Origin of the sequence: Bacillus sp. AFS098217 (assembly GCF_002551815.1) — a bacterium.
Taxonomy (GTDB): domain Bacteria; phylum Bacillota; class Bacilli; order Bacillales; family Bacillaceae_G; genus Bacillus_A.
The window spans coordinates 14,443-33,939 of the sequence record NZ_NVPR01000080.1 but is presented as its reverse complement, the minus strand read 5'-3'; the positions used below and the strand labels follow the sequence as shown (position 1 = coordinate 33,939).

Below are 19,497 nucleotides of genomic sequence, written 5' to 3'. Positions count from 1 at the left end.
CTTGATAGATGTAAATAACTTTGAATATATGAAGATTGGACTTGCTTCACCTGACAAGATTCGCTCTTGGTCATATGGTGAAGTTAAGAAACCAGAAACAATTAACTATCGTACGTTGAAGCCTGAAAAAGACGGCTTGTTCTGTGAGCGTATTTTCGGACCACAAAAGGACTGGGAATGTCATTGCGGAAAATATAAACGTGTACGTTATAAAGGTGTAGTTTGTGATCGATGTGGTGTTGAAGTAACGCGTGCGAAAGTACGTCGTGAACGTATGGGTCATATCGAATTAGCTGCTCCTGTATCTCATATTTGGTATTTCAAAGGTATCCCGAGCCGCATGGGACTTGTCTTAGACATGTCCCCTCGCGCGCTTGAAGAAGTAATTTATTTCGCTTCTTATGTTGTAACAGAAAGTGGCGATACACCACTTGATAAGAAGCAATTGCTTTCTGAAAAAGAATACCGTGCATATCGTGATCGATATGGCAGCACATTCCAAGCTGCTATGGGCGCAGAAGCGATTAAGAAGCTATTACAAGACATCGATTTAGATAAAGAAGTAGACTTCTTAAAAGAAGAATTAAAAACAGCACAAGGACAACGTCGTACTCGTGCTATTAAACGTCTAGAAGTATTAGAAGCATTCCGTAACTCTGGAAATGAGCCATCTTGGATGATCTTAGATGTTCTTCCAGTTATCCCACCAGAACTACGCCCAATGGTACAGTTAGATGGTGGACGTTTTGCAACTTCTGACTTAAACGACCTATACCGTCGTGTAATTAATCGTAACAACCGTTTAAAACGTCTATTGGACTTAGGTGCACCAAGCATTATCGTTCAAAACGAAAAACGTATGTTACAAGAAGCTGTAGATGCGTTAATCGATAACGGCCGCCGTGGTCGTCCAGTTACTGGACCAGGTAACCGTCCGTTAAAATCACTATCTCACATGCTGAAAGGTAAACAAGGACGTTTCCGTCAAAACTTATTAGGTAAACGTGTTGACTACTCTGGTCGTTCTGTAATCGTTGTAGGACCGAACTTAAAGATGTACCAATGTGGATTACCAAAAGAAATGGCGCTTGAACTGTTCAAACCTTTCGTTATGAAAGAGTTAGTGGAAAAAGGGTTAGCACACAACATTAAGAGTGCGAAACGTAAAATCGAGCGTGTACAACCTGAAGTTTGGGATGTTTTAGAATCTGTGATTAAAGAGCATCCAGTACTTCTAAACCGTGCTCCAACACTTCACCGTCTTGGTATCCAAGCGTTCGAACCTACATTAGTAGAAGGACGTGCAATCCGTCTTCATCCACTTGTATGTACTGCATACAACGCGGACTTTGACGGTGACCAAATGGCGGTTCACGTTCCGTTATCATCAGAAGCACAAGCTGAAGCGCGTCTTCTTATGTTAGCGGCACAAAACATCTTGAACCCGAAAGACGGAAAACCAGTTGTTACACCATCTCAGGATATGGTATTAGGTAACTACTACCTAACACTTGAGCGTGAGGGTGCAATTGGTGAAGGTATGGTGTTCAAAGATACAAATGAAGCATTGCTTGCGTACCAAAATGGATATGTACATCTTCATACTCGTGTCGCAGTTGCTGCAAGCTCAGTGAATAACAATGAAACATTTACTGAAGAGCAAAAGAGCAAGCTTCTATTAACAACAGTTGGTAAATTAATATTTAACGAAATCTTACCGAAGTCGTTCCCTTATATTAACGAGCCAACAAATTCAAACCTTGAAAAAGAAACACCAGCGAAGTATTTCGTTGAAAAAGGTGCGAACATTAAAGAGATTATTGCTAGTCGCGAAGAAGTGGCACCATTTAGCAAGAAAATCCTTGGTAACATCATTGCGGAAGTGTTTAAACGTTTCCAAATTACAGAAACGTCTCGCATGCTTGACCGTATGAAAAACTTAGGATTTAAACATTCTACAAAAGCTGGTATTACAGTTGGGGTAGCAGATATTCTTGTATTAGGTGAAAAAGATGAAATTCTCCACGAAGCACAAGCAAAAGTAGATAAAGTAATTAAACAATTCCGTCGCGGTTTAATCACGGAAGAAGAACGTTATGATCGTGTTATCTCTATTTGGAGTAATGCGAAAGATGTTATCCAAGGAAAACTGATGAAATCCTTGAATAAGCGCAACCCAATCTTTATGATGAGTGACTCTGGTGCCCGTGGTAACGCATCGAACTTCACTCAGCTTGCTGGTATGCGTGGTTTGATGGCTAACCCATCTGGTCGTATCATCGAACTTCCAATCAAATCAAGTTTCCGTGAAGGTTTAACAGTACTTGAGTACTTCATCTCTACGCATGGTGCGCGTAAAGGTCTTGCTGATACAGCACTTAAGACTGCCGATTCTGGTTATTTAACACGTCGTCTTGTAGACGTTGCACAAGATGTAATCGTCCGTGAAGATGATTGTGGAACAGATCGTGGTTTACTAATTGGTGCGATTAAAGAGGGTAATGAAGTTATCGAGTCATTATATGATCGTCTTGTTGGACGTTTTGCAAGAAAAACTGTAAAACATCCTGAAACAGGTGAAGTATTAGTTCGTGAAAATGAATTAATTACTGAAGATATCGCTCACATCGTTGAAAACTCAGGTGTGGAAACAGTAAACATCCGTTCAGCGTTTACATGTAACACTCGCCATGGTGTATGTAAGAAATGTTACGGTCGTAACTTAGCAACTGGAACAGACGTAGAAGTAGGGGAAGCGGTAGGTATTATCGCGGCTCAATCTATCGGTGAGCCAGGTACACAGTTAACGATGCGTACATTCCATACAGGTGGGGTTGCCGGAGATGATATCACACAAGGTTTACCTCGTATCCAAGAGATCTTCGAAGCTCGTAATCCGAAAGGTCAGGCAGTTATCAGTGAAATCGACGGTGTTATCGCGGCGATCAACGATGTTAAAGATCGTCAAGAGGTTGTTGTACAGGGTGAGGTTGAAGCTCGCACGTATGCAATTCCTTACGGTGCTCGTCTGAAAGTAGCTCCAGGACAACAAATTAGTCACGGAAAAGAGTTAACAGAAGGTTCTATTGATCCGAAAGAATTACTAAAAGTAACAGACATTACATCAGTTCAAGAATACTTACTACGTGAAGTTCAAAAAGTATACCGTATGCAAGGGGTAGAAATTGGTGACAAGCACGTAGAGGTAATGGTACGTCAAATGCTTCGCAAAGTTCGTGTAAGCGATGCGGGTGAAACAGACGTATTACCAGGAACATTACTGGATATCCATCAGTTTACTGATGCGAATGCGAAGGTGTTACTATCTGGTAAACAACCAGCAACAGCAAGACCAGTACTTCTTGGTATTACAAAAGCTTCACTTGAAACAGATTCATTCTTATCTGCAGCGTCGTTCCAAGAAACAACTCGCGTTCTAACAGATGCAGCAATTAAAGGCAAGCGCGATGAACTTCTAGGATTGAAAGAGAATGTTATTATCGGTAAACTTGTTCCTGCTGGAACTGGTATGAATCGTTATCGTAAAGTCGATCTTGTTAAAACAACACAAGACGACATGAATGTAGAAAACGATGAAGTTTACGTGGAACAGTAAAATTTTCCGTCGTAAATTTTGTATAAAAACAGATAATCCTAGTTGACATTGTATGAGTCAAAATGTTACTATAAGCAAGGTTGCTCCTGAACGATGCTTTGGAGGATATGTATATGTCTTATCAAAAAGTATCAAATGCTGAAAATGTAGTCGTTGGTCATAAACGGACATTGGAAGCAATCAAAAATGGTACAGTTAAAGAAGTTGTCATTGCAGAAGATGCTGATATGCGGTTAACCCATATTATTGCTCGCACTGCGTTACAACATAACGTGCCCATAACCAAAGTTGAATCAGTTCGTAAGCTTGGAAAAGCTTCGGGGATTCAAGTAGGAGCTTCAGCAATAGGAATAATAAGTTAAAACTGTTTTTGTGAGGAGAGAGCATTTGCTCTCCCTTGCAAAAACTTTGTTTTCAACTAATAATGAACCACCTGGATATGTGGTCATACAAACATGCGAAGGGAGGATAAATCAAATGCCTACTATTAACCAATTAGTGAGAAATGGTCGTACTGATAAAGTATGGAAATCTAAATCACCTGCGTTAAACAAAGGTTTCAACTCTTTAAAGAAAAAATCAACTGATATCTCTGCACCTCAAAAACGTGGTGTATGTACTCGTGTTGGTACAATGACTCCAAAGAAACCGAACTCAGCGTTACGTAAATACGCTCGTGTACGTTTAACAAACGGTATCGAGGTTACTGCTTACATCCCAGGTATCGGTCATAATCTACAAGAGCATAGCGTAGTATTAATTCGCGGTGGTCGTGTAAAGGATTTACCGGGGGTACGTTACCACATCGTTCGTGGTGCGCTTGACACAGCTGGTGTTGACAAACGTATGCAAGGACGTTCTAAATATGGTACTAAGAGACCAAAACCTGCTAAAAAATAATAAACTTAAAATGAAAGGAGGAACTCAATATGCCTCGTAAAGGACCTGTTGCGAAACGTGACGTGTTACCAGATCCAATGTACAATTCTAAACTTGTAACACGCCTAATCAACAAAATGATGGTTGACGGTAAAAAAGGTAAATCTCAAACAATTCTTTATAACGCGTTCGATATCGTTCGTGAACGTGCTGGTAAAGAACCAATGGAAGTATTCGAGCAAGCTCTTAAGAACATCATGCCTGTTCTTGAAGTACGCGCTCGTCGTGTTGGTGGTGCTAACTACCAAGTTCCAGTTGAGGTTCGTCCAGAACGCCGTACAACTTTAGGTCTTCGCTGGTTAGTAAACTATGCTCGTCTTCGTGGTGAAAAAACTATGGAAGAGCGTTTAGCTTACGAAATCTTAGATGCAGCTAACAATGCTGGTGCATCTGTTAAGAAACGTGAAGACACTCATAAAATGGCAGAAGCTAACAAAGCATTTGCTCATTACCGTTGGTAGGATTCAACGTAAAATAAATTGTAAGCATAAACCGCTTTATTTGTCGCTTATGGAAGTGTGGAGAGGGAGAATGCCTCTCCCTTTCAATGGGCGCTCGTTTTACATAATGAGGGTACTGAACATACTGACATATGTAACAAAATAAAGTGGCTTTTTTGCTACTTAAAATAAAAATAATCCAATCCATATATGGAAGGAGCAAGACACCAAATGGCAAGAGAGTTCTCTTTAGAAAACACTCGTAATATTGGTATCATGGCTCACATCGATGCTGGTAAAACAACAGCAACTGAACGTATCCTGTACTATACAGGCCGTATTCATAAAATCGGTGAAACTCACGAAGGTGCATCTCAGATGGACTGGATGGAGCAAGAGCAAGAGCGTGGTATCACAATTACTTCTGCTGCAACTACAGCTCAATGGAAAGGTCACCGTGTAAACATCATTGACACTCCAGGACACGTAGACTTCACAGTAGAAGTAGAACGTTCTTTACGCGTACTTGATGGCGCAGTAGCAGTACTTGATGCACAATCTGGTGTAGAACCACAAACAGAAACTGTTTGGCGTCAGGCTACTACTTACGGCGTACCTCGTATCGTATTCGTTAACAAAATGGATAAAATCGGTGCAGACTTCTTATACTCTGTAGGTACAATCCATGACCGTTTACAAGCAAACGCACACCCAATTCAGTTACCAATCGGTGCTGAAGATGAGTTCAATGGTATCATTGATCTTGTTGAAGAGTGTGCTTACATGTACGGTAACGATTTAGGAACGGATATTCAACGTATCGAAATTCCTGAAGAACATAAAGAGCTAGCTGAAGAATACCGTGGAAAACTTATTGAAGCGGTAGCTGAGCTTGATGAAGAAATGATGATGAAGTACCTAGAAGGTGAAGAAATCACTGTAGAAGAGCTTAAAGCTGGTATCCGTAAGGCTACAACTTCTGTAGAATTCTTCCCAGTAATCTGTGGTTCTGCATTCAAAAATAAAGGTGTTCAAATTCTGTTAGATGCAGTTATCGACTACCTACCGTCTCCATTAGACGTACCTGCTATTAAAGGTACTCTTCCAGATACAGACGAAGAAGTAGAACGTCATTCTAGCGATGAAGAGCCTTTCGCAGCATTAGCATTCAAAATCATGACTGACCCTTATGTTGGTAAGTTAACATTCTTCCGTGTGTACTCTGGTGTGTTAAACTCTGGATCATACGTGAAAAACTCAACTAAAGGTAAGCGTGAGCGTGTAGGTCGTATCCTACAAATGCACGCAAACAGCCGTGAAGAGATTTCAACAGTTTACGCTGGTGACATCGCTGCTGCTGTAGGTTTAAAAGATACTACTACTGGTGATACTCTTTGTGACGAGAAGAGCCTTGTTATCCTTGAGTCTATGGAATTCCCAGAGCCAGTAATTTCTGTAGCTATCGAACCAAAATCTAAAGCTGACCAAGATAAAATGGGTACAGCATTATCTAAGCTTTCTGAAGAAGATCCAACATTCCGTGCTCACACTGACCAAGAAACTGGCCAAACAATCATCGCTGGTATGGGTGAACTTCACCTTGATATCATCGTTGACCGTATGCGCCGTGAATTCAAAGTAGAAGCAAACGTTGGTGCTCCTCAGGTAGCATACCGTGAGACTTTCCGCGCTGCTGCGAAAGTTGAAGGTAAGTTCGCTCGTCAATCTGGTGGTCGTGGACAATTTGGTCACGTTTGGATTGAGTTTGAACCTAACGAAGAAGGTAAAGGATTCGAATTCGAAAACAAGATCGTCGGTGGTGTAGTTCCACGTGAATACATCCCAGCTGTTGGAGCAGGTCTTGAAGATGCACTTAAAAATGGTGTACTAGCGGGTTATCCACTAGTTGACATTAAAGCTGCATTAGTTGACGGATCTTACCATGATGTTGACTCCTCTGAGATGGCGTTCAAAATCGCTGCATCTATGGCGCTTAAAGCTGCGGTTTCTAAATGTAGCCCAGTAATTCTTGAGCCAATGATGAAAGTTGAAGTTGTAATTCCTGAAGAGTACATGGGTGACATTATGGGTGACGTAACATCTCGTCGTGGACGTGTAGAAGGTATGGAAGCTCGCGGTAACGCACAAGTTGTTCGCGCTATGGTTCCACTTTCTGAAATGTTCGGTTATGCAACGTCATTACGTTCTAACACTCAAGGACGCGGAACATTCTCAATGACATTTGATCATTATGAAGAAGTACCGAAGTCTGTTTCAGAAGAAATTATTAAAAAAAATAAAGGTGAATAATTGATTTTTATCGATTGTTCAAGTATAACTACTTATGTAAGCTTAGAAAGTGAGGCTTAAGTCTCGCTTTCTAGTCTAAATATAAAATAACCTATATAAACTAAGGAGGAATTTAGAATGGCTAAAGCTAAATTCGAACGTTCTAAACCCCATGTTAACATCGGTACAATTGGCCACGTTGACCATGGTAAAACTACATTAACTGCTGCGATCACTACAGTTCTTGCAAAAGCTGGTGGTGCTGAAGCACGCGGATACGACCAAATCGATGCTGCTCCAGAAGAAAGAGAGCGCGGTATCACAATCTCAACTGCACACGTTGAGTACGAAACTGAAACTCGTCACTATGCACACGTTGACTGCCCAGGACATGCTGACTATGTTAAAAACATGATCACTGGTGCTGCTCAAATGGACGGCGGTATCTTAGTAGTATCTGCTGCTGATGGCCCAATGCCTCAAACACGTGAGCACATCCTTCTTTCTCGTCAAGTAGGTGTACCTTACATCGTTGTATTCTTAAACAAATGCGACATGGTAGACGACGAAGAACTATTAGAATTAGTAGAAATGGAAGTTCGCGACCTATTATCTGAATACGGATTCCCAGGCGACGACATTCCTGTAGTTAAAGGTTCTGCTCTTAAAGCTCTTCAAGGAGATGCTGAGTGGGAAGCTAAAATCGTTGAGTTAATGGCTGAAGTTGATGCTTACATCCCAACTCCAGAACGTGAAACTGACAAACCATTCTTAATGCCTGTAGAGGATGTATTCTCTATCACAGGTCGTGGTACAGTTGCTACTGGTCGCGTAGAGCGCGGTGTAGTTAAAGTTGGTGACGTAGTAGAAATCATCGGTCTTGCTGAAGAGAATGCTACTACAACTGTAACTGGTGTAGAAATGTTCCGTAAGCTTCTTGACCAAGCTGAAGCTGGAGACAACATCGGTGCTTTACTTCGTGGGGTTGCTCGTGAAGATATCCAACGTGGACAAGTTCTTGCTAAAACTGGCTCTGTAAAAGCTCACGCTAAATTCAAAGCTGAAGTTTTCGTATTATCTAAAGAAGAAGGTGGACGTCACACTCCATTCTTCGCTAACTACCGTCCGCAATTCTATTTCCGTACAACTGACGTAACTGGTATCATCCAATTACCAGAAGGTACTGAAATGGTAATGCCTGGTGACAACGTTGAAATGACTATCGAACTTATCGCTCCAATCGCAATCGAAGAGGGAACTAAGTTCTCTATTCGTGAAGGTGGACGTACAGTAGGTTACGGCGTAGTTGCAACTATCGTTGAGTAATCTTAACTGATATATAAGACCCAAGGGATTTTCCCTTGGGTCTTTTTATGTTTATTTATATAGAAGAAAGGTTTTTTTAATTTTGATGAGTTTCTTCTATAGTATATAAATCGTAAAAATAGATAATCCAAAAACTGTAAAAAGAATTACGATAGATGAAAACTTGAAATTCTTTAAAGTGCCATGTATAATAGCAAAAGTAGAGAAAAGCAGATGCAAACAAAAAGATGCTTGCATCTAGACGAATAACATTGTATAATAGACAATGTTGGTCTTTGACTGCGATGAAGTGGAAGGTTGCTGACACACCCGGCCGCTTTGCCATGGCATGGTGTGAGGAAATTTCCATGGAGAAGGTCTATTTTAGAAATAGGCGAACGAAGGAGGGAAAATAATGGCAAAAGAAAAAATTCGTATCCGTTTAAAAGCTTACGATCACCGTATTCTTGATCAGTCAGCTGAGAAAATTGTAGAAACAGCTAAGCGTTCTGGGGCAACAGTTTCTGGTCCGATCCCATTACCAACTGAGAAAACTGTTTACACAATTCTTCGTGCTGTTCATAAGTACAAAGATTCTCGTGAGCAATTCGAAATGCGCACGCACAAACGTCTAATCGACATCGTGAGCCCTACTCCACAAACAGTAGACTCATTAATGCGTTTAGACTTACCATCTGGTGTAGATATCGAAATCAAACTATAATTTATATAACTTAAAAATGTAGGAGGTGTAACTCATGACCAAAGGAATCTTAGGAAGAAAGATCGGTATGACTCAAGTATTTGCTGAAAACGGTGAGCTAATCCCTGTAACAGTAATCGAATCAACTCCAAACGTTGTTCTTCAAAAGAAAACAACTGAAACTGATGGCTACAATGCGATCCAGTTAGGATTTGACGATAAACGTGAAAAATTAGCTAACAAGCCTGAACAAGGTCACGTTGCTAAAGCAACTACTGCTCCTAAGCGCTTCATTCGCGAAATCCGCGATGCAGACGTGGACGGATTAGAGGTTGGTCAAGAGGTAAAAGTTGAAGTTTTCACTGCAGGTGAAATCGTTGACGTAACAGGAATTTCTAAAGGTAAAGGTTTCCAAGGTGCTATTAAACGCCACGGACAATCTCGCGGACCTATGTCTCACGGTTCTCGTTATCACCGTCGTCCAGGTTCAATGGGCCCAGTTGCTCCGAACCGCGTATTCAAAGGCAAAAAACTTGCTGGACGTATGGGTGGAGACCAAGTTACGGTTCAAAACTTAGAAATCGTTCAAGTTGACGCTGAGCGCAACTTATTGTTAGTAAAAGGTAACGTTCCAGGTGCTAAGAAATCTCTTGTAGTTGTTCAAGGCGCTGTGAAGGCTAGCAAATAATTCACAATAGGAAGGAGGAATTCCAATGCCAAAAGTTACTTTATATAACCAAACTGGTTCACAGGTTGGTGAAATCGAATTAGCTGAAGCTATTTTCGGTATCGAACCAAATGAAGCTGTACTTTTTGAAGCTGTAATGATGCAACGTGCGTCTTTACGTCAAGGTACACACAAAGTAAAAACTCGCTCTGAAGTGCGCGGTGGAGGTCGTAAACCATGGCGTCAAAAAGGAACTGGACGTGCTCGTCAAGGTTCTATCCGCTCTCCTCAATGGCGTGGTGGTGGTACGGTATTCGGACCTACACCAAGAAGCTATGCTTACAAACTTCCTAAGAAAGTTCGTCGCTTAGCTATTAAATCTGCATTAGCTACTAAAGTAGTAGAGAACAACATTGTAGTTCTTGAAGACCTAGTGTTAAATGCACCAAAAACAAAAGACATGGTAGCAGTACTTAAAGGATTAACTGTTGAAAAGAAAGCTCTTATCGTAACTGCTGATGCAAACGAATCTGTAGAGTTATCTGCTCGCAATATTCCTGGAGTAACAGTAATCACTGCTGATGGCGTAAACGTTTTAGACGTGCTTCATCATGATAAGCTAATCATGACAAAAGCGGCAGTGGAAAAAGTAGAGGAGGTGCTTGCATAATGAGAGATCCTCGTGATATCATTAAGCGCCCAGTTATCACTGAACGTTCTATGGAAATGATGGCTGAAAAAAAATACACGTTCGATGTGGACGTTAAATCTAATAAAACAGAAGTTAAAGATGCTGTAGAAGCGATCTTTGGTGTTAAAGTAGAAAAAGTGAACATCATGAACTACAAGCCGAAAGCAAAACGCGTTGGTCGTCACGCTGGTTTTACTAACCGTCGTCGTAAAGCAATCGTTAAGCTAACTGCTGACAGCAAAGAAATCGAAATCTTCCAAGGCGTTTAATTCTTACTAAAGAAGGAGGGAAATTGAGATGGCAATTAAAAAGTATAATCCAACTACTAATGGTCGTCGTAACATGACAACGAATGATTTCGCTGAAATTACGACTGACAGACCGGAAAAATCTTTACTTGCGCCTTTAAGCAAAAAGGCTGGTCGTAATAACCAAGGTAAAATCACTGTACGTCACCAAGGTGGCGGACATAAGCGTCAATACCGTATCATCGACTTCAAACGTAACAAAGATGGAATTCCAGGACGCGTTGCTACGATCGAATACGATCCAAACCGCTCTGCGAATATCGCATTAATTAACTACGTTGACGGTGAAAAACGTTACATTCTTGCTCCTAAGAACTTAGAAGTAGGTATGGAAATTATGTCTGGCGCTGATGCTGACATTAAAATCGGTAACGCATTACCATTAATCAACATTCCAGTAGGTACTGTTGTTCATAATATCGAGCTTAAGCCTGGACGCGGCGGACAATTAGTTCGTTCTGCAGGAACTTCTGCTCAAGTACTTGGTAAAGAAGGAAAATACGTACTTGTACGTTTAACTTCTGGTGAAGTACGTCTAGTATTATCTGCTTGTCGTGCTACAGTAGGTCAAGTAGGTAACGAACAACATGAACTTATCAAAATCGGTAAAGCAGGTCGCTCTCGCTGGTTAGGCAAGCGCCCAACTGTTCGTGGTTCTGTAATGAACCCAGTTGATCACCCACACGGTGGTGGTGAAGGTCGCTCACCAATCGGACGTAAGTCTCCAATGTCTCCATGGGGTAAACCAACTCTTGGATTCAAGACTCGTAAGAAAAATAAAGCGTCTGATAAATTTATCGTTCGTCGTCGTAAAAAATAATGGGATTGTAGTACGGTTCATTTCTAGAACCGTACGCCAATCACGAAGGGAGGCACCAAAATGGCTCGTAGCTTAAAAAAAGGACCATTTGTCGATGATCACTTAATGAGTAAAATGGAAAAATTAGTTGCATCTGAGCAAAAACAAGTTGTTAAAACTTGGTCTCGCCGTTCAACAATCTTCCCTCAGTTCATCGGTCATACAATTGCTGTATATGACGGTCGTAAACACGTACCTGTGTACATCACTGAGGATATGGTTGGCCATAAGTTAGGTGAATTCGCACCAACTCGTACGTACAAAGGTCACCTTGCTGACGATAAGAAAACTAGAAGATAATGAGAGGAGGCATTTCAATGCAAGCTAAAGCAGTAGCGAGAACAGTTCGTATTGCCCCTCGTAAAGTTCGTTTAGTAGTAGACTTAATCCGAGGTAAGCAAGTGGGTGAAGCGATTGCTATCCTTAACCACACACCAAAAACTGCTTCTCCAGTTGTAGAGAAAGTTTTAAAATCTGCAATCGCAAATGCAGAACATAATTATGAAATGGATGTTAACAACCTAGTTGTTGAAACAGTTTTCGTTGACGAAGGTCCTACGTTAAAACGTTTCCGTCCACGTGCAATGGGTCGTGCAAGCCAAATTAACAAACGCACAAGCCACATTACAGTTGTGGTATCAGAAAAAAAGGAGGGATAATCGATGGGTCAGAAGGTTAATCCAATTGGTCTTCGTGTCGGTGTTATTCGTGACTGGGAATCTCGTTGGTTCGCTGAAAAAGATTACGCTACACTTTTACATGAAGACATCAAAATCCGTGAATACATCACAGCTCGCTTAAAAGATTCTGCTGTTGCTAAAGTAGAAATCGAACGTGCAGCAAATCGTGTAAATGTTACAATTCACACTGCAAAACCTGGTATGGTAATTGGTAAAGGTGGTACTGAAGTTGAAGCACTTCGTAAAGCTCTTAACCAACTTACAGGCAAGCGTGTACACATCAACATTTTAGAAGTTAAGAGAGCTGATCTTAACGCTAAATTAGTAGGGGAAAACATCGCTCGTCAATTAGAAAACCGTGTATCTTTCCGTCGTGCACAGAAGCAAGTAATTCAACGTGCTATGCGTGCAGGAGCTAAAGGTATCAAAACACAGGTTTCTGGTCGTCTTGGCGGAGCTGATATCGCTCGTGCAGAATCTTACAGTGAAGGAACTGTTCCACTTCATACACTTCGCGCTGATATTGACTATGCAGCAGTTGAAGCTGATACAACATACGGTAAATTAGGCGTAAAAGTATGGATCTACCGTGGAGAAGTCCTTCCTACAAAAAAGAAAGCTTCTGAGGAAGGAGGAAAATAATATGTTAATGCCTAAACGCGTAAAATATCGTAGAGAGCATCGTGGTAAAATGCGTGGTCGTGCAAAAGGTGGAGCTGAAATTGCTTTCGGTGAATTCGGTCTTCAAGCGCAAAACGCTTCATGGATCACTAACCGTCAAATCGAAGCAGCTCGTCGTGCAATGACTCGTTATATGAAACGTGGCGGTAAAGTATGGATTAAAATTTTCCCTTCTAAACCTTACACTGCAAAACCTCTTGAAGTACGTATGGGTTCCGGTAAAGGGGCACCAGAAGGCTGGGTAGCAGTAGTAAAACCTGGGAAAATTATGTTCGAAATCGCGGGTGTATCTGAAGAGGTAGCACGCGAAGCATTACGTCTTGCAGCTCACAAATTACCAGTGAAATGTAAATTCGTAAAACGTGAAGAAAATGGTGGTGAATCTAATGAAAACTAATGATATTCGTGAATTAACCACTGCCGAAATCGAAACAAAAGTTAAAGCTTTAAAGGAAGAGTTGTTTAATCTTCGCTTCCAACTTGCTACAGGACAATTAGAGAATCCAACTCGCATTCGTGAAGTGCGTAAAGCAATCGCTCGTATGAAAACTGTAGTTCGTGAAAGAGAGATCGGAATTAATCGATAAATTGAGGGGAGGTTTGCAAAGTGAGCGAACGTAACCAACGCAAAGTTTATACTGGTCGTGTTGTATCTGACAAAATGGACAAAACGATTACAGTTTTAGTTGAAACTTACAAAACTCATTCCTTGTACGGAAAACGCGTTAAGTATTCTAAGAAGTACAAAGCGCATGATGAGCAAAACCAAGCAAAAGTTGGCGATATCGTTAAAATCATGGAAACTCGCCCGCTTTCTGCTACTAAGCGTTTCCGTTTAGTTGAAATCGTTGAAGAAGCGGTTATTATCTAAATAGACGAATCGGAATTTTTAGTCCGAAGGGAGGTTTCATAACATGATCCAACAAGAATCTCGTTTGAAAGTTGCTGACAACTCTGGTGCACGTGAACTTTTAACAATTAAAGTATTAGGCGGCTCTGGTCGTAAATATGCTAACATCGGTGATATTATCGTTGCTACGGTAAAACAAGCAACACCAGGTGGCGTTGTTAAAAAAGGTGACGTTGTTAAAGCAGTAGTGGTACGTACGAAGAGCGGAGCTCGTCGTACGGACGGTTCTTACATTAAATTTGATGAAAACGCAGCGGTTATCATTAAAGACGATAAGAGCCCACGTGGTACTCGTATCTTCGGACCAGTAGCTCGTGAATTACGTGATAGCAATTTCATGAAGATCGTTTCTTTAGCTCCAGAAGTTCTATAATTTAAGGTATTGCCTTGCTAAGGAGGTGCAGAATTAAGATGCATGTAAAAAAAGGTGATAAAGTACAGGTAATCACTGGTAAAGACAAAGGAAAACAAGGTGTTATCCTAGTAGCTTTCCCAAAAGAAAACCGTGTTATCGTTGAGGGTGTTAACATCGTAAAGAAACACTCTAAGCCATCTCAATTAAATCCACAAGGTGGAATCATCACGAAAGAAGCACCTATTCACGTATCTAATGTTATGCCATTAGATCCGAAAACAGGTGAACCTACTCGCGTAGGCTTCAAAGTGGAAGATGGTAAAAAAGTTCGTATTGCAAAAAAATCTGGTGAATTATTAGATAAATAATTTTCTTAAGAAAGGAGGTCACTTCATTGAATCGCCTTAAAGAGAAGTTCCAAAAGGAAATTACTCCTGCTCTAGTGAGCAAGTTTAACTATAAATCTGTAATGCAAGTACCGAAGATCGAAAAGATCGTTATCAACACTGGTGTTGGTGATGCGGTAGCAAACTCTAAAGCATTAGACAATGCTGTAGAGGAATTAACTCAAATCACAGGTCAAAAACCTGTTATCACTCGCGCGAAGAAATCTATCGCAGGTTTCCGTCTTCGTGAAGGTATGCCTATCGGTGCGAAAGTTACTTTACGCGGTGAGCAAATGTATGAGTTCTTCGACAAATTAGTAGCTGTTTCTTTACCACGTGTACGTGATTTCCGTGGTGTATCTAAGAAATCTTTTGATGGTCGTGGTAACTATACGTTAGGTGTTAAAGAGCAACTTATCTTCCCTGAGATTGATTATGATAAAGTAAGCAAAGTCCGCGGTATGGACATCGTAATCGTTACTACAGCGAAAACTGATGAAGAAGCTCGTGAACTTTTAACACAATTCGGTATGCCATTCCAAAAATAATGGAAGCCAACGCTAAGTAGAGGAGGCGAAAACGTGGCTAAAAAATCTATGATTGCGAAACAAAAGCGTACTCCTAAGTTTAAAGTACAAGAGTATACACGTTGCGAACGCTGCGGTCGTCCGCATTCTGTATACCGCAAATTTAAACTTTGCCGTATTTGTTTCCGTGAACTTGCATATAAAGGTCAAATTCCTGGTGTTAAAAAAGCTAGTTGGTAAAACCCACAAATGGGAAGGAGGTAAAACACATGGTGATGACAGATCCAATTGCAGATATGCTTACTCGCATCCGTAATGCGAACATGGTACGTCATGAGAAATTAGAGGTTCCTGCTTCTAAAATCAAAAAAGAGATCGCTGAACTTTTAAAACGTGAAGGTTTCATTCGTGATGTAGAATACATCGAGGATAACAAACAAGGTATCCTTCGTATTTTCCTGAAATATGGTGCAAACAATGAACGTGTAATCACTGGATTAAAACGTATCAGTAAACCTGGCTTACGCGTTTACGCTAAAGCTGACGAAGTACCACGTGTACTTAACGGATTAGGTATCGCTCTTGTTTCTACATCTAAGGGAGTAATGACAGACAAAGATGCTCGTCAATTACAAACTGGTGGAGAAGTAGTAGCATACGTTTGGTAATATATATTTAAAACGAACGGAGGTGTGACCACATGTCTCGTATTGGTAAAAAGATTCTTGAAATCCCTGCAGGTGTTACTATCACAGTTGCAGAAGACAATACTGTAACAGTAAAAGGCCCTAAAGGTGAATTAACTCGTACTTTCAATGCTGATATGTCTATCAAAATTGAAGAAAATACACTAACAGTTGAGCGTCCATCTGAACAGAAGGAACACCGTGCATTACACGGTACAACTCGTGCTTTAATCGGAAACATGGTTGAAGGTGTAACTACAGGTTTCGCACGCGGACTTGAATTAGTCGGTGTTGGTTACCGTGCTCAAAAACAAGGTGATAAACTTGTATTAAGCGTAGGTTATTCTCATCCAGTAGAAATGACTCCGGAAGCAGGACTTGAAGTTGAAGTACCTGCACCAACTAAAATCGTAATTAAAGGTATCGACAAGCAACGTGTTGGCGAATTTGCTGCTAACATCCGTGCTGTACGTGCTCCAGAGCCATATAAAGGCAAAGGTATTCGTTACGAAGGCGAAGTTGTTCGTCGTAAAGAAGGTAAAACTGCTAAGTAAACCCGTTAGGTGAGAGAAAGGAGTGACAAGAATGATCACTAAAGCTGATAAAAATGCGACTCGTAAGAAAAGACATGCACGCGTACGTGCTAAACTTACTGGTACTGCAGAACGTCCACGTTTAAACGTATTTCGTTCTAATCAACATATTTACGCTCAAGTTATTGATGATGTAAATGGTGTAACATTAGTAAGTGCATCTACTCTTGATAAAGACCTTGCTCTTAACGGTACTAGCAATATTGAGGCTGCTACGAAAGTTGGAGAATCAGTTGCTAAGCGTGCTGTAGAGAAAGGCGTTAAAGAAGTAGTATTTGATCGCGGTGGTTACTTATACCATGGCCGTGTTAAAGCTCTAGCTGAAGCTGCTCGTGAGGCTGGATTACAATTTTAATGGTCAAAGGAGGGAAAATTGATGCATCGCATTGACCCAAGTAAATTAGAACTTGAAGAACGTGTAGTTACGATAAATCGTGTCGCGAAAGTTGTTAAGGGTGGTCGTCGTTTCCGCTTTGCTGCACTAGTTGTAGTTGGCGATAAAAACGGTCATGTTGGATTCGGTACGGGTAAAGCACAAGAGGTACCAGACGCAATTCGCAAAGCTATCGAAGACGCTAAGAAAAACTTAATCACAGTACCATTAGTTGGTACAACAATTCCACACACAATCAACGGTCATTTTGGAGCTGGTGAAGTATTCTTAAAACCTGCTGCTGAAGGTACTGGAGTTATTGCTGGTGGACCAGTTCGTGCGGTTCTTGAATTAGCTGGTGTACAAGATATTCTTTCGAAATCTCTTGGTTCTAACACACCAATTAACATGATTCGCGCTACTGTGAACGGATTAAGCGAACTTAAGCGTGCTGAAGATGTTGCAAAATTACGCGGTAAATCTGTAGAAGAGCTACTAGGTTAAGAAGGAGGGAAAACAAATGGCGAAAAAGTTAGAAATTACCCTCACTCGTAGTGTAATTGGTCGTCCACAAGATCAACGTGCGACGGTAGAAGCTTTAGGTCTTAAAAAGTTGAATTCAACTGTAGTTAAGGAAGAAACTCCTGCTATTCTTGGTATGATCAACAAAGTTTCTCACCTTGTAACTGTAAAAGAAGCTTAAGGATAACTCATTAATATAAGGAGGTGCCTGGGAATGAAACTTCATGAATTAAAACCTGCAGAAGGTTCTCGTAAAGTACGTAACCGTGTCGGTCGCGGTATCGGTTCTGGTAACGGTAAAACTGCTGGTAAAGGTCATAAAGGACAAAACGCACGTTCTGGCGGCGGTGTTCGTCTTGGCTTTGAAGGTGGTCAAACTCCACTATTCCGTCGTTTACCAAAACGCGGCTTCACAAACATTAACCGTAAAGAGTTTGCTATCGTAAACTTAGCAACGTTAAATCGTTTTGAAGATGGTACAGAAGTAACACCTGAATTATTGCTGGAAACTGGCGTTATCAGCAAATTAAACGACGGTGTTAAAGTTCTTGCAAGCGGAGCAGTTGAGAAAAAACTTACTGTTAAAGCGCACAAGTTCTCTTCAAGTGCTAAAGAAGCAATTGAAGCAGCTGGCGGAACAGTTGAGGTGATCTAATGTTTCGTACAATCTCCAACTTTATGCGCGTTGCTGAGATAAGACGTAAAATATTATTCACTTTAGCGATGTTAATCGTATTCAGGATTGGCACGTTTATCCCAGTGCCATTTACAAATGGAGATGTACTGAAAGCACAAGATCAGTTAAATGCATTAGGAATCCTAAATACATTTGGCGGTGGCGCTTTGAAAAACTTCTCCATCTTCGCGATGGGAATCATGCCGTATATTACAGCATCCATCATCGTGCAATTATTGCAGATGGATGTTGTTCCTAAATTTTCGGAATGGTCGAAGCAAGGCGAAATGGGCCGTCGTAAGTTAACACAATTCACGCGTTACTTTACGATTGTTCTTGCGTTTATTCAGGCGTTTGGTATGTCAATCGGTTTTAACGGTATGGCAGGTGGCCAGTTAATTTTGAATCCAGGTTGGAGCACTTATTTATACATTGCAACGGTACTGACTGCTGGTACTGCATTTTTAATGTGGTTAGGTGAACAGATTACCGCTAAAGGTGTAGGAAATGGTATTTCTATTATTATCTTTGGTGGTATTGCCGCGGCGATCCCAAATGTATTACATCAAGTATACTTACAACAGTTTCAAAATGTCGGAGATCAACTGTTCATGAGTATCGTTAAAGTCGTATTGGTTTTACTAGCTGTGCTAGCAGTTGTAGTGGGTGTTATTTTCATCCAACAAGCTGTTAGAAAGATCCCAATTCAATATGCGAAGCGTGTAACAGGAGGAAATGGTAGTTATACTGGAGCACAAAACACACATTTACCGCTTAAGGTAAATAGTGCGGGTGTTATTCCAGTAATTTTTGCTGTTTCATTCTTAATTACACCTCCAACTATTGCACAGTTCTTCCCGAATCATGATATATCGCAGTGGATTATCAAAAACTTTAACTATTCTCACCCTGTGGGAATGATTATATATGTAGCGCTCATTGTAGCTTTCGCATATTTCTATGCATTTGTTCAGGTTAATCCAGAGCAAATGGCAGAGAATCTAAACAAACAAGGTGGATATGTTCCTGGTATTCGTCCGGGTAAGAATACAGAACAATATCTAACAAAAATCTTGTATCGTTTGACCTTTGTAGGATCTATTTTCCTAGCAGCGATTGCAATTCTTCCAGTTATATTTACCAAGCTGGGGAACCTTCCTCCATCTGCACAGATTGGTGGAACGAGTATGTTAATCGTTGTCGGCGTTGCTTTAGAAACAATGAAGCAGCTAGAAAGCCAACTGGTAAAACGCCATTACAAAGGGTTTATCAAGCAGTGAGTAAGTGGGAA

At 40.9% G+C, this 19,497-nt stretch carries 28 protein-coding genes; all 28 read left to right on the top strand.

Features of this window, described 5'->3' with window-relative positions:
* The first annotated feature begins 1 nt into the window (after nucleotide 1).
* The 28 genes from rpoC to secY all read left to right on the top strand — a co-directional run bounded on the left by rpoC (nucleotide 2) and on the right by secY (nucleotide 19,486).
* A complete protein-coding gene (gene rpoC, locus COO03_RS20625; RefSeq protein ID WP_097898939.1) occupies nucleotides 2-3,616 on the top strand; it encodes a DNA-directed RNA polymerase subunit beta' in 3,615 nt (1,204 codons plus the stop codon).
* A 113-nt stretch (nucleotides 3,617-3,729) separates the two neighbouring features.
* Nucleotides 3,730-3,978, top strand: coding sequence for a ribosomal L7Ae/L30e/S12e/Gadd45 family protein (locus COO03_RS20620; protein ID WP_097898938.1), 249 nt, complete (start codon nucleotides 3,730-3,732; stop codon nucleotides 3,976-3,978).
* Between the two features lie 115 nt (nucleotides 3,979-4,093).
* Nucleotides 4,094-4,516: a 30S ribosomal protein S12 gene (gene rpsL, locus COO03_RS20615; RefSeq protein ID WP_001142341.1), complete on the top strand. Its 423-nt coding sequence runs from the start codon at nucleotides 4,094-4,096 to the stop codon at nucleotides 4,514-4,516.
* Nucleotides 4,517-4,545: 29 nt separating this feature from the next.
* Nucleotides 4,546-5,016: a 30S ribosomal protein S7 gene (rpsG, locus tag COO03_RS20610; RefSeq protein ID WP_003194344.1), complete on the top strand. Its 471-nt coding sequence runs from the start codon at nucleotides 4,546-4,548 to the stop codon at nucleotides 5,014-5,016.
* A gap of 210 nt (nucleotides 5,017-5,226) precedes the next feature.
* The gene (gene fusA / locus COO03_RS20605) at nucleotides 5,227-7,305 is read left to right on the top strand and encodes an elongation factor G (protein ID WP_097898937.1); all 2,079 of its coding nucleotides are present in this window, start codon (nucleotides 5,227-5,229) and stop codon (nucleotides 7,303-7,305) included.
* 117 nt (nucleotides 7,306-7,422) lie between these two features.
* Nucleotides 7,423-8,610 carry an elongation factor Tu gene (tuf, locus tag COO03_RS20600; protein ID WP_097898936.1) on the top strand — a complete coding sequence of 396 codons (1,188 nt, stop codon included), beginning with the start codon at nucleotides 7,423-7,425 and terminating at the stop codon, nucleotides 8,608-8,610.
* A 394-nt stretch (nucleotides 8,611-9,004) separates the two neighbouring features.
* On the top strand, nucleotides 9,005-9,313 hold the full coding sequence (rpsJ, locus tag COO03_RS20595) for a 30S ribosomal protein S10 (RefSeq protein ID WP_001040596.1): 309 nt from the start codon (nucleotides 9,005-9,007) through the stop codon (nucleotides 9,311-9,313).
* Nucleotides 9,314-9,347: 34 nt separating this feature from the next.
* Nucleotides 9,348-9,980: a 50S ribosomal protein L3 gene (gene rplC / locus COO03_RS20590; RefSeq protein ID WP_097898935.1), complete on the top strand. Its 633-nt coding sequence runs from the start codon at nucleotides 9,348-9,350 to the stop codon at nucleotides 9,978-9,980.
* A 25-nt stretch (nucleotides 9,981-10,005) separates the two neighbouring features.
* The gene (gene rplD / locus COO03_RS20585; RefSeq protein WP_097898934.1) at nucleotides 10,006-10,629 is read left to right on the top strand and encodes a 50S ribosomal protein L4; all 624 of its coding nucleotides are present in this window, start codon (nucleotides 10,006-10,008) and stop codon (nucleotides 10,627-10,629) included.
* The gene (rplW, locus tag COO03_RS20580) at nucleotides 10,629-10,919 is read left to right on the top strand and encodes a 50S ribosomal protein L23 (protein WP_097898933.1); all 291 of its coding nucleotides are present in this window, start codon (nucleotides 10,629-10,631) and stop codon (nucleotides 10,917-10,919) included. Before rplD ends, rplW begins: the two co-directional genes overlap by 1 nt.
* Nucleotides 10,920-10,947: 28 nt before the next feature.
* Nucleotides 10,948-11,778, top strand: coding sequence for a 50S ribosomal protein L2 (gene rplB, locus COO03_RS20575; protein ID WP_097898932.1), 831 nt, complete (start codon nucleotides 10,948-10,950; stop codon nucleotides 11,776-11,778).
* A gap of 60 nt (nucleotides 11,779-11,838) precedes the next feature.
* A complete protein-coding gene (gene rpsS, locus COO03_RS20570; protein WP_000124454.1) occupies nucleotides 11,839-12,117 on the top strand; it encodes a 30S ribosomal protein S19 in 279 nt (92 codons plus the stop codon).
* Nucleotides 12,118-12,134: 17 nt separating this feature from the next.
* The gene (gene rplV / locus COO03_RS20565; protein WP_097898931.1) at nucleotides 12,135-12,476 is read left to right on the top strand and encodes a 50S ribosomal protein L22; all 342 of its coding nucleotides are present in this window, start codon (nucleotides 12,135-12,137) and stop codon (nucleotides 12,474-12,476) included.
* A 3-nt stretch (nucleotides 12,477-12,479) separates the two neighbouring features.
* Nucleotides 12,480-13,139 (top strand): 30S ribosomal protein S3, encoded by a 660-nt coding sequence (gene rpsC, locus COO03_RS20560; RefSeq protein WP_097898930.1) that lies wholly within the window; start codon nucleotides 12,480-12,482, stop codon nucleotides 13,137-13,139.
* A gap of 1 nt (nucleotide 13,140) precedes the next feature.
* On the top strand, nucleotides 13,141-13,575 hold the full coding sequence (gene rplP / locus COO03_RS20555; RefSeq protein WP_097898929.1) for a 50S ribosomal protein L16: 435 nt from the start codon (nucleotides 13,141-13,143) through the stop codon (nucleotides 13,573-13,575).
* On the top strand, nucleotides 13,565-13,765 hold the full coding sequence (gene rpmC / locus COO03_RS20550; RefSeq protein ID WP_000855718.1) for a 50S ribosomal protein L29: 201 nt from the start codon (nucleotides 13,565-13,567) through the stop codon (nucleotides 13,763-13,765). The genes rplP and rpmC overlap by 11 nt, the downstream gene beginning before the upstream one ends.
* Before the next feature lie 20 nt (nucleotides 13,766-13,785).
* Nucleotides 13,786-14,049: a 30S ribosomal protein S17 gene (gene rpsQ, locus COO03_RS20545; RefSeq protein WP_011983253.1), complete on the top strand. Its 264-nt coding sequence runs from the start codon at nucleotides 13,786-13,788 to the stop codon at nucleotides 14,047-14,049.
* A gap of 43 nt (nucleotides 14,050-14,092) precedes the next feature.
* On the top strand, nucleotides 14,093-14,461 hold the full coding sequence (rplN, locus tag COO03_RS20540) for a 50S ribosomal protein L14 (protein WP_061129083.1): 369 nt from the start codon (nucleotides 14,093-14,095) through the stop codon (nucleotides 14,459-14,461).
* A gap of 38 nt (nucleotides 14,462-14,499) precedes the next feature.
* Nucleotides 14,500-14,811 carry a 50S ribosomal protein L24 gene (gene rplX / locus COO03_RS20535; RefSeq protein ID WP_017150133.1) on the top strand — a complete coding sequence of 104 codons (312 nt, stop codon included), beginning with the start codon at nucleotides 14,500-14,502 and terminating at the stop codon, nucleotides 14,809-14,811.
* 26 nt (nucleotides 14,812-14,837) lie between these two features.
* Nucleotides 14,838-15,377, top strand: a complete 540-nt coding sequence (rplE, locus tag COO03_RS20530; protein ID WP_097898928.1) for a 50S ribosomal protein L5 — start codon at nucleotides 14,838-14,840, stop codon at nucleotides 15,375-15,377.
* Between the two features lie 33 nt (nucleotides 15,378-15,410).
* The gene (gene rpsN, locus COO03_RS20525) at nucleotides 15,411-15,596 is read left to right on the top strand and encodes a 30S ribosomal protein S14 (protein ID WP_001085700.1); all 186 of its coding nucleotides are present in this window, start codon (nucleotides 15,411-15,413) and stop codon (nucleotides 15,594-15,596) included.
* Between the two features lie 29 nt (nucleotides 15,597-15,625).
* Nucleotides 15,626-16,024 carry a 30S ribosomal protein S8 gene (gene rpsH / locus COO03_RS20520; RefSeq protein ID WP_000245511.1) on the top strand — a complete coding sequence of 133 codons (399 nt, stop codon included), beginning with the start codon at nucleotides 15,626-15,628 and terminating at the stop codon, nucleotides 16,022-16,024.
* 32 nt (nucleotides 16,025-16,056) lie between these two features.
* Nucleotides 16,057-16,596, top strand: a complete 540-nt coding sequence (gene rplF, locus COO03_RS20515; protein WP_003194369.1) for a 50S ribosomal protein L6 — start codon at nucleotides 16,057-16,059, stop codon at nucleotides 16,594-16,596.
* Nucleotides 16,597-16,627: 31 nt separating this feature from the next.
* Nucleotides 16,628-16,990, top strand: coding sequence for a 50S ribosomal protein L18 (gene rplR, locus COO03_RS20510; protein ID WP_000628816.1), 363 nt, complete (start codon nucleotides 16,628-16,630; stop codon nucleotides 16,988-16,990).
* Nucleotides 16,991-17,011: 21 nt separating this feature from the next.
* Complete coding sequence (gene rpsE / locus COO03_RS20505) at nucleotides 17,012-17,512, top strand: 30S ribosomal protein S5 (RefSeq protein ID WP_003194373.1); 501 nt, start codon at nucleotides 17,012-17,014, stop codon at nucleotides 17,510-17,512.
* Between the two features lie 16 nt (nucleotides 17,513-17,528).
* The gene (gene rpmD, locus COO03_RS20500; RefSeq protein ID WP_001085234.1) at nucleotides 17,529-17,711 is read left to right on the top strand and encodes a 50S ribosomal protein L30; all 183 of its coding nucleotides are present in this window, start codon (nucleotides 17,529-17,531) and stop codon (nucleotides 17,709-17,711) included.
* 33 nt (nucleotides 17,712-17,744) lie between these two features.
* On the top strand, nucleotides 17,745-18,185 hold the full coding sequence (gene rplO / locus COO03_RS20495; protein ID WP_017150138.1) for a 50S ribosomal protein L15: 441 nt from the start codon (nucleotides 17,745-17,747) through the stop codon (nucleotides 18,183-18,185).
* Nucleotides 18,185-19,486: a preprotein translocase subunit SecY gene (gene secY, locus COO03_RS20490; protein WP_097898927.1), complete on the top strand. Its 1,302-nt coding sequence runs from the start codon at nucleotides 18,185-18,187 to the stop codon at nucleotides 19,484-19,486. Before rplO ends, secY begins: the two co-directional genes overlap by 1 nt.
* Nucleotides 19,487-19,497 lie beyond the last annotated feature (11 nt).

Coding starts and splice junctions, on each gene's coding strand:
- rplX (WP_017150133.1), top strand. CDS start 14,500: ATGCATGTAAAAAAAGGTGATAAAGTACAGGTAATCACTGGTAAAGAC.
- rplR (WP_000628816.1), top strand. CDS start 16,628: ATGATCACTAAAGCTGATAAAAATGCGACTCGTAAGAAAAGACATGCA.
- rpsJ (WP_001040596.1), top strand. CDS start 9,005: ATGGCAAAAGAAAAAATTCGTATCCGTTTAAAAGCTTACGATCACCGT.
- rplV (WP_097898931.1), top strand. CDS start 12,135: ATGCAAGCTAAAGCAGTAGCGAGAACAGTTCGTATTGCCCCTCGTAAA.
- rpsE (WP_003194373.1), top strand. CDS start 17,012: ATGCATCGCATTGACCCAAGTAAATTAGAACTTGAAGAACGTGTAGTT.
- rplP (WP_097898929.1), top strand. CDS start 13,141: ATGTTAATGCCTAAACGCGTAAAATATCGTAGAGAGCATCGTGGTAAA.
- rpmD (WP_001085234.1), top strand. CDS start 17,529: ATGGCGAAAAAGTTAGAAATTACCCTCACTCGTAGTGTAATTGGTCGT.
- rplD (WP_097898934.1), top strand. CDS start 10,006: ATGCCAAAAGTTACTTTATATAACCAAACTGGTTCACAGGTTGGTGAA.
- secY (WP_097898927.1), top strand. CDS start 18,185: ATGTTTCGTACAATCTCCAACTTTATGCGCGTTGCTGAGATAAGACGT.
- rpsL (WP_001142341.1), top strand. CDS start 4,094: ATGCCTACTATTAACCAATTAGTGAGAAATGGTCGTACTGATAAAGTA.
- rplC (WP_097898935.1), top strand. CDS start 9,348: ATGACCAAAGGAATCTTAGGAAGAAAGATCGGTATGACTCAAGTATTT.
- rplF (WP_003194369.1), top strand. CDS start 16,057: ATGTCTCGTATTGGTAAAAAGATTCTTGAAATCCCTGCAGGTGTTACT.
- rpsS (WP_000124454.1), top strand. CDS start 11,839: ATGGCTCGTAGCTTAAAAAAAGGACCATTTGTCGATGATCACTTAATG.
- tuf (WP_097898936.1), top strand. CDS start 7,423: ATGGCTAAAGCTAAATTCGAACGTTCTAAACCCCATGTTAACATCGGT.
- rplW (WP_097898933.1), top strand. CDS start 10,629: ATGAGAGATCCTCGTGATATCATTAAGCGCCCAGTTATCACTGAACGT.
- rpsC (WP_097898930.1), top strand. CDS start 12,480: ATGGGTCAGAAGGTTAATCCAATTGGTCTTCGTGTCGGTGTTATTCGT.
- rpsH (WP_000245511.1), top strand. CDS start 15,626: ATGGTGATGACAGATCCAATTGCAGATATGCTTACTCGCATCCGTAAT.
- rpsG (WP_003194344.1), top strand. CDS start 4,546: ATGCCTCGTAAAGGACCTGTTGCGAAACGTGACGTGTTACCAGATCCA.
- rplB (WP_097898932.1), top strand. CDS start 10,948: ATGGCAATTAAAAAGTATAATCCAACTACTAATGGTCGTCGTAACATG.
- rplO (WP_017150138.1), top strand. CDS start 17,745: ATGAAACTTCATGAATTAAAACCTGCAGAAGGTTCTCGTAAAGTACGT.
- rpmC (WP_000855718.1), top strand. CDS start 13,565: ATGAAAACTAATGATATTCGTGAATTAACCACTGCCGAAATCGAAACA.
- rplN (WP_061129083.1), top strand. CDS start 14,093: ATGATCCAACAAGAATCTCGTTTGAAAGTTGCTGACAACTCTGGTGCA.
- COO03_RS20620 (WP_097898938.1), top strand. CDS start 3,730: ATGTCTTATCAAAAAGTATCAAATGCTGAAAATGTAGTCGTTGGTCAT.
- fusA (WP_097898937.1), top strand. CDS start 5,227: ATGGCAAGAGAGTTCTCTTTAGAAAACACTCGTAATATTGGTATCATG.